Origin of the sequence: Pseudomonas ceruminis (genome assembly GCF_021602025.1) — a bacterium.
Lineage (GTDB): Bacteria > Pseudomonadota > Gammaproteobacteria > Pseudomonadales > Pseudomonadaceae > Aquipseudomonas > Aquipseudomonas ceruminis.
Map to the genome: position 1 here is coordinate 33,858 of NZ_BQHW01000037.1, position 7,989 is coordinate 41,846.

Here is a 7,989-nt window from a genome sequence, read left to right on the forward strand (position 1 = left end):
AGTGAATGAATGCGTGCTGTCGTCCGTACCCTGGTAACCCTCTGTGTGGTCGCCATTGCCGTTCTGGCCGGCTACAAGCTCTGGCAGTACTACATGCTTACCCCGTGGACGCGTGATGCACGGGTGCGGGCCGATGTGGTGGTGATCGCCCCTGATGTGTCGGGTTGGGTACGCGAGCTCAAGGTGCAGGACAACCAGCCGGTCAAGGCCGGTGACTTGCTGATGAGCATCGATCGCGAACGCTTCCAGGCGGCGTTCGACCAGGCCAGCGCAGTGGCCGAGACGCGCAAGCAGCAGCTTCACCTGCGCGAGCGCGAAGCGGCACGGCGTACCGCGTTGGGGCCTGAGGCGATCAGCGCCGAGCTGCGCGAGAATGCCCAGATCAACGCGGCCATTGCCCGCGGCGAGCTGCAAGAAGCGCAAGCCCAGTTGCAGGTGGCGAAAATCAACTTGGCGCGCAGTGAAGTACGCGCTCCGCGCAACGGCCACATCACCAACTTGCGCCTGGCCCAGGGCAACTATGTGAATGCAGGGGAGCCGGTGATGGCGCTGGTGGATGACGCGACGTTCTACATCCAGGCTTATTTCGAGGAGACCAAGCTGCCGCGCATTCGCGTGGGCGACTCGGTGAAGGTCTGGCTGATGGGCGCGGGCGAGGCGATGCAAGGGCACGTGCAAAGCATCAGCCGCGGCATCACCGACCGGAACAGCAACCCTGACAGCCAGCTGCTGCCGGAGGTCGAACCCACGTTCAACTGGGTCCGGCTGGCCCAGCGGATACCGGTGCGGATCCGCCTGGACCAAGTCCCCGAGGGGATGAACTTGAGCGCCGGGATGACGGCGAGTGTGCAGGTGCATGAAGACGCACCCGCCCCGTGAAAGCCCCTCTTCGACACTCAGAGGAACATCCCACCCGAGACCTCCAGCCGCTGCCCGGTGATCCAGCCATTGCCGTCCTCAAGCAGTAAGGCAATCGCCGCCCCGATATCATCCGGCAGCCCCACGCGTCCCAACGCCGTGTTGCCGGCAATGAATTCATTGACGTGCGGGTTGTCCCTCACCACGCCGCCGCCAAAATCGGTCTCGATTGCCCCAGGCGCCAGAATGTTCACCCGGATGCCGCGTGCACCCAGTTCTTTTGCCTGATAGCGGGTCAGTACCTCCATCGCCCCTTTCATGGCGGCATAAGCGGCATAACCTGGCAATGCGAAACGCGCCAGCCCGGATGAGATATTGACGATACGTCCGCCATCGACCAGCAGCGGCAGCAAGCGCTGGGTAAGGAAGAACGGCCCCTTGAGCTGGATGTTCATCAACTGGTCGAACTGCGCCTCGCTGGTTTCGCTAAAAGGCGCGTTGATGCCAATACCCGCATTGTTCACCAAAAAATCGAAACGCTCACGTGCAAAATGCTGGCGCAGGGTATCGCTTAGGCGCTCGGCGAAGCCTTCGAAACAGCGGCTGTCGCTGACGTCAAGCTGAAGCATGGCGGCCTTTATCCCAGCCTGCTCGAGCGTATTTACTACTGCCTTTGCCTCTTCTGCCTTGCTGTTGTAGGTCCCGATGATGTCGATGCCGCGGGCAGCCAGGTGTTCGGCGGTATTGCGGCCCAGGCCGCGGCTGGCGCCAGTGATCAGTGCGATTTTGCGAGTCATGGTCGAATCCCTCAGGGTGGTGGGTGGGGACAGGTTATTGATCACGCAGGGGCTGTTAAAATCCACGGAAAATGGAAATACTGTTCGCTTTATCCGAACAGTCACAGGGCGGGCCATGAACAAACTGGAACTGCTGCGCACCTTCGTCCGCGTCAGTGAGGTAAGCAGCTTCACCTTGGCAGCTCAGAGCCTCGACCTGCCGCGTTCAACCGTGTCCGAGCAGGTGAGGGCGCTGGAGCAACTGCTCGGTACGCGCCTGTTCAACCGCACCACGCGTCGCGTCCAGGCAACTCAGGACGGCGCGTTGCTGTATGAGCGTAGTAAAGACCTGCTATCGGGCATGGACGAGATCGAAAGCCTGTTCCGGGCCGACGATGCAGCGCTGGCCGGCCGTCTGCGCGTCGACATGCCGACCATGATGGCGCGACGGGTCATCATTCCTGCAATGCCGCAGTTTCTAGCGCGCTTTCCCCGGCTGGAGCTGGAGATAAGTTGCACCGACCGCCAGGTTGATCTGCTGCGCGAAGGTTTCGACTGCGTGATGCGCATCGGTGCGCTGAGCGACTTGGACGTGGTCGCGAGGCCTATCGGGCAGTTGAGCATGCGCAATTGTGCCAGCCCTGCTTACCTTGCCCGTTACGGCGTGCCGCACAACCTCGAGGCGCTGGCCGAGCACCGGCTGGTTCACTATGTGCGCAACCTGGGCGCGCGCAGTGCCGGCTTCGAATATGAGCGTGATGGCAAGGTGCACTTCCACGCCATGGCAGGGGCGGTCACGGTCAACAATGCCGAGGCTTATTCGGCCGCGTGCCTGGCAGGGCTGGGGCTGATCCAAGTGCCGGCCGTGGGGGTGGCCGAGCACCTGGCGCGCGGCGAGCTGGTGGCGGTGCTGGAAGGCTGGCAGGCACAGGCCATGCCGGTGTCATTGCTGTATGCCCGGCAGCGCCATGTGCCGCGCCGGGTCCAGGCATTCATGAACTGGCTGGCGGCGTTGCTGGCGGCCCAGGTCGATCCACCGGCAGGTGAAAGCTGAACAGCGTGCCCTGCTGTTCGTCGGACACCACCTGCATGCGCCCACCATGGGAAAGGGCAATCTGGCTGGCGATATACAGGCCAAGGCCCAGGCCTTGTTGCGGTGCCGCCGACAGCGGCCGAGTGAACGGCTTGAACAACTGGCCCAGGGTCTGCGCGGCGATGGGCCGCCCATGGTTGTGAACGCTGAGCACGAATTCGCCGTTGGCGATCACCGCCGTGACCGTTACCGGGCTGTGCGGGTCGCCGTGGTCCAGGGCATTGGCGATGAGGTTGGAGAGCAGTTGCGTTACCCGCTCACGGTCGCACAGCAGGCCGCCAATGTCGCCGATGTCCAGCACGACCTGGCGCAGCGGATGCACGCGCTGGAGTTCCGAGGCGACATGCCTGAGGCCCTCGGCCAGGTCCGCGCAGGGTTGCTGGTTCAAGGGAATGCCGGAACCGAGGCGACCGCGGGCGAAGTCCAGTACGTCACCCACCAGTTGCGAGGCGCGTCGACCACAGGTGTGGATGTGGCGAGCGATTGCACGGTTCTTGTCATCATCCAGTCGCTGGGTCAGCAATTCGGCACCCGCAGTAATGGCGAACAGCGGGTTGCGCAGGTCATGACCCAGCACGGCAATGAACTGTTCGCGCACTTCTGCCATGGCCCGCTCCTTGCGCAGGGCGCGCTCGGTGCGCTGGGCGTTTTCCTCGCTCTCGATCTGGATGGCCAGCAAGCGGGCGAACGACTCCATCATTGGCTGGATCGCGCTGCCCCTGAGTGTTGCCGGGGCGGGATCGAGCGCACAGATGGTGCCAAAAAAGCGGCCATCGGTACGGAACACTGGTACTGAAATGTAACTCTCGAAGCGATAGAGCTGTGGTGTGTGGTGCTGGCAGTACAGCTCGTCCTCGCTGGCCTTGTCGATCACGATCGTCTCGTGGGTGCTGCGAATCTCGTGGCACAGCGTGCTGGCCACGTCGAGCTGGCTGCCCACTGTCAGGCCGAAACCCAGCGTGTCGAGAACGGCGCAGGCAGTCCAGTTGTTTTCACTGACCCGGGCCACCGCGGCAAACCGCAGACCGGTGGTTTCGCAGATGACCTGCAGGATGGCAGGCACAGCGTTGATGCGGCCGATGGTGGCGATATCGGCGTTGATGGCGTCGGTCATGGACGGTCCCAGTGTTGGCGACGAAGTGGCGAGCAGTCATTCTAGCGGGGGCTGTTGCGCAATGGCGAAAAACCTTGGCGAAACGTCTGGCACTTGCGCTAGGCTGAGCCAACGCGTTGCCCGGCAGAGGCGACCGACATTCGCCTGGCGTGCGTCACTTCCGTTAATTGCGAGGTTACGTATGGCCATCACTTCCCAGGATATCTGCAGCGCCGCCGACCAGCTCATGGGGTTTGTCGGTTTTCATGGCAAGCGTGGTGTCCACATCGTGCGGTTTTCCGAAGACGCGTTCGGCATGGACGTGGCGGATGACAGCATTACACCTTGCAGCGAATTCGTCTGGCGGCCTGAACACGGGGCCCGCATGGCATTGTGCCGCAAACGGCTGGCGCTGTTGCTGGAACAGCATGTAGATGATCGGCTCAACATTGCAGAGCCGCTGCGCATCTACCTGCGCCGCAGCGACTTGCCAGAAATTGTGGCAGAGCGTTCATTGCGCTGAGCCCTGCGTGCCGCAGTTGCCACGAGCAAGCCTTTCAATCGGGATAGGCCAGCCTCAGCGTCGTGGCTTCGCCTTGGGCAAAATTGACCTGGTCGCGGCCGCGGCGCTTGGCGCCATAGAGCGCCGTGTCGGCTTGTTCCAGCCATTGCTCGGGGCTCTCGAGTGTTGCCTGGAATGCCGACAAGCCGATGCTCAGGCTGATCCTCAGGTGTGGCAGTTGGGGGTTGCGGTAGGCCGCGACGCGTTCGCGCAAGCGCTCCATCGCTTGGCAGGCCTGGGCTTCGCGGGTGCCAGGCAGAATGATGCAGAATTCATCGCCACCATAGCGACCGGCCAGATCGACATCGCGCAAGTTACGCTTGAGCTCCTCACTGAGTTGGCGCAGTACGCAGTCGCCGACCACATGGCCGAAGGTGTCGTTGATGGTCTTGAAGTGGTCGATATCGATCAAGGCGATTACCGCCGGCACCTGTTGCTGCTGGCACGCCTGGAACTTCAGCAGCAACAAGTCTTTCCAGGCTCCGTGGTTAAGCAGGCCGGTCAGGCTATCGGTCAGGCTCAGGGCGCTGAGGCGGCGTTTATGCTCCGCAAGCTTGATCGCCAGGCGGTAGCACACCCAGCCCAGGGCCAGCGGATAGAGGGTCAGCATCGGCAGGCAGGCATAAACCTGCAGCGGCGTGGCGTGCAATTGCAAACCAGGGCCCAGCAGCAGTGAAGCCAACAGCATGCCGGTGAGTTGTACCAACAGCCCATGCCCGACCAGGCGCTTGCCGCCTGCGGCAACATTGTTCATGGTCACCATTGACAGTACGGTGACGCTGGGCAGCGGGTTGAATTGCATGGCAGCGGCCCAGAAACCGCCCATCAACGAATCGAGCAACAGGTTACGTTGCTCTGCGCGGTACGGCGCCGCCGACTGCAGGGCCCACCGGTAGGCGACATGGGGCCAGAGCAGGCCGTTGCCCAGCAACAGCAGCCACAGCCAGGTGGGCGGCGACGTGGGCGCAACGCCCGCGGCCACGCTGACCAGGCCAATGCTCGTGCCGATGATGCGCGGCAGGTAGATGCGTTTGACGAAAGAAAGACCCTTGCCGCTACGGTTGTCCATCATGGTTATCGTTCTTCTGCTGGTACGCCGTTTATCGCATAAGTCACGTGAATATTGTTCAACAGTGTTTCATCGGTGAAAAATGACCTTACAAGCCATTTCACGGTTGATGCGATCACTGTGAGGTAACATGAAGGCTTTCCTCTTGCTTGGAGTGCTGCTACTCATGATTCCCATGGCTAACCCCGCCGGCGAGTCGGCGCCACAGCGGGACGGACGGTTTCACAATCAGGCCATCCTGCCTCAGGATGGCGTGCTGAAAAAACTGCGCATCGGCTTCAAGTACCTCTTGCTGCGTAAACCGCCGGAAACGCGACCGGCTGCGCCCATCAGCGTCCAGCCGATGAGCCGCCAGCAAGTGCTCGATGCACCTGACCATAGCCTCTGGCGCTTGGGCCATTCCACGGTATTGTTCAAGCTGCGTGGGCGCTTCTTCATTACCGACCCGGTATTCGCCGAGCGCGCCTCGCCGGTGCAATGGGCCGGCCCGCTACGGTTCCACGCGCCACCGCTGGGGCTCGACGAGTTGCCGCCGCTTGCGGCGGTGGTGCTTTCCCATGATCACTTCGATCACCTGGACGAACAGGCGATTCGTCGGCTCGCCCCGCGAGTCGAGCGGTTTTTGGCGCCGCTTGGGGTGGGTGACCGGCTGGTGGAATGGGGGGTGCCTGCGGCAAAGGTCACGCAGCTGGACTGGTGGCAGGAGACGGAGGTCGATGGCGTGCGGTTCGTGGCGACCCCGGCGCAGCATTTTTCCGGGCGAGGTTTGTTCGACAGCAACCGCACCTTATGGGCTTCCTGGGTGGTGATTGATGAGCAGGTGCGTCTCTTCTTCAGTGGCGACACCGGCTATTTCGAAGGTTTTCGCCAGATTGGCGAACGTTTCGGGCCATTCGATCTGACCTTGATAGAGACCGGGGCGTACAACGTGGCCTGGCCCAACGTGCACATGCAGCCCGAAGAGAGCTTGCAGGCGCACCTCGATTTGCGCGGCCGCTGGATGCTGCCGATCCATAACGGCACCTTCGACCTGTCGATCCACGGCTGGACGGAGCCATTCGAGCGTATCGTCACCTTGGCCGCGGCAGCACAGGTACGCTTGAGCACGCCGCAGATGGGGGAGCGAGTGAGCATCGATTCACCCCATGAGGGGCAGAACTGGTGGCAACCCCGGCCGGCGCGCGAGCGGGGCAGGGGCACCGAGCGTGCTGTGGCGGCACGCTGAGCGAAGGTCAGCGCTTGCCGCGTTGTTGTTCAGGAGTGCGAGGTGCCTCGTCCTTTAATAGTTGTGAAGGGGGTTTGCCGCTATCGCTGCGTACCTGGGCGTGGCTGATCAGGGCGAAGATGAAGCTGCCACCGATAATGTTGCCGGCCAGGGTCGGCAGGGCGAACTCCAGCCAGAAGCTGCGCCAGGTTTCGTCGCCGGCCCACACCAGGTAGGACACTTCTACCGAGCCGACCACAATGTGGGTGAAATCGCCGAGGGCCATCAGGTAGGTGATCATCATGATGATCCAGATCTTGGCGTGTTCCATGGACGGGATCATCCACACCATGGTAGCGATCATCCAGCCCGAGACGATGCCTTTGGCGAACATCTGGCTGATGTCGTTCTTCATGACCTTGCGGCCGACCTCAAGGAAGGCCACATCGGTCTTGCCGTCGAAGATCGGCAACTCGAGCATGACCCAGGCGACCAGCAAGGTGCCCGCCAGGTTGCCCAGCAGTACAACGCTCCACAGCCGTAGCAGGCGCCCGAGGTTGGCAAAGGTCGGCGTGGTCATGACCGGCAGCACGGCAGTGAGTGTGTTTTCGGTAAACAGTTGTTGGCGTGCCAGGATTACCGCAAGAAAGCCAGCGCTGTAACCGAGGCTGGCGATGACCTGGGCGCCTTCGCCATCAGGCAGCCGGGCATAGAGCAGCCCCATTCCCATTAATGAGAGGCCCATGGTCAAGCCAGCCGCCAATGCGGACCACCATAGGGCAGCAAGCGTGCGCTCCAGTTCCTGATCACCCTGATAGCGGATGATCTCGTGCAGCACTGCTGCCCTTGGGGGCTGGTTATGGCTGACTTCCTCTTGTTCATCTGGCGACAGGCCTGGGGTCTTTTCGTTTTGGGCATCGCTCATGACCGTTACCTTCCGAGGGGGTTTCTCTACAGATCGGTGGTGCATGCATTTAGTTGCCAAAGGGCAGCGAGATGAACATTGAAAGTTTTTTCAGATCAAGGTGTTGACTCAAATTTCAAAGCGCGTATTATTCGCCTCCTCGCAGCGTTGAACGCAACGAGGCAAGCGGTAAGTTGTTGAAGTTGAACGCTTTTGAAAGAAAGCAGCTTTGCAAAAACTTCAAAATAAACGCTTGACAGCAAATGAGGAAAGCGTAGAATGCGCGCCTCGGTTGAGATGAAACGCTCTTAACCAAACGCTCTTTAACAAATTGAATCAAGCAATTCGTGTGGGTGCTTGTGAGTACGGACTGATAGTCACAAAGATTATCAGCATCACAAGTGGCCATGCGAGAAATCACATAGTCATT

The 7,989-nt window shown here is 61.2% G+C and carries 8 protein-coding genes and 1 pseudogene; 4 read left to right on the forward strand and 5 right to left on the reverse strand.

The window, feature by feature from the left end; all coding sequences use genetic code 11:
- Nucleotides 1-9: 9 nt before the first annotated feature.
- Entirely contained in the window at nt 10-879 is an 870-nt protein-coding gene (locus L6D80_RS27440) for an efflux RND transporter periplasmic adaptor subunit (protein WP_054899497.1), read from the forward strand.
- 17 nt (nt 880-896) lie between these two features.
- Here L6D80_RS27440 and L6D80_RS27445 read toward each other — a convergent pair whose 3' ends face one another.
- On the reverse strand, nt 897-1,655 hold the full coding sequence (locus L6D80_RS27445; protein ID WP_176515012.1) for an SDR family NAD(P)-dependent oxidoreductase: 759 nt from the start codon (nt 1,653-1,655) through the stop codon (nt 897-899).
- Nucleotides 1,656-1,770: 115 nt separating this feature from the next.
- Here L6D80_RS27445 and L6D80_RS27450 point away from each other — a divergent pair, with 115 nt between their 5' ends.
- Complete coding sequence (locus tag L6D80_RS27450) at nt 1,771-2,688, forward strand: LysR family transcriptional regulator (RefSeq protein WP_054899499.1); 918 nt, start codon at nt 1,771-1,773, stop codon at nt 2,686-2,688.
- On the opposite strand, the gene L6D80_RS27455 is transcribed toward L6D80_RS27450, so the two are convergent.
- Entirely contained in the window at nt 2,627-3,841 is a 1,215-nt protein-coding gene (locus L6D80_RS27455; RefSeq protein WP_176515006.1) for a GAF domain-containing sensor histidine kinase, read from the reverse strand. The two genes, L6D80_RS27450 and L6D80_RS27455, sit on opposite strands and share 62 nt — an antisense overlap.
- A 181-nt stretch (nt 3,842-4,022) precedes the next feature.
- On the opposite strand from L6D80_RS27455, the gene L6D80_RS27460 reads away from it, so the two are divergent.
- Entirely contained in the window at nt 4,023-4,343 is a 321-nt protein-coding gene (locus L6D80_RS27460; protein ID WP_176515008.1) for a DUF2025 family protein, read from the forward strand.
- Nucleotides 4,344-4,377: 34 nt separating this feature from the next.
- Here L6D80_RS27460 and L6D80_RS27465 read toward each other — a convergent pair whose 3' ends face one another.
- Nucleotides 4,378-5,451, reverse strand: a complete 1,074-nt coding sequence (locus L6D80_RS27465) for a diguanylate cyclase (RefSeq protein WP_176515023.1) — start codon at nt 5,449-5,451, stop codon at nt 4,378-4,380.
- A gap of 130 nt (nt 5,452-5,581) precedes the next feature.
- Between L6D80_RS27465 and L6D80_RS27470 the strand changes: the two genes are divergently transcribed.
- Complete coding sequence (locus L6D80_RS27470) at nt 5,582-6,676, forward strand: MBL fold metallo-hydrolase (RefSeq protein ID WP_176515010.1); 1,095 nt, start codon at nt 5,582-5,584, stop codon at nt 6,674-6,676.
- A gap of 7 nt (nt 6,677-6,683) precedes the next feature.
- On the opposite strand, the gene L6D80_RS27475 is transcribed toward L6D80_RS27470, so the two are convergent.
- Nucleotides 6,684-7,580 (reverse strand): formate/nitrite transporter family protein, encoded by an 897-nt coding sequence (locus tag L6D80_RS27475; protein ID WP_054899504.1) that lies wholly within the window; start codon nt 7,578-7,580, stop codon nt 6,684-6,686.
- Between the two features lie 127 nt (nt 7,581-7,707).
- Nucleotides 7,708-7,989: pseudogene (locus tag L6D80_RS27480) on the reverse strand (hypothetical protein); the annotation flags it as partial.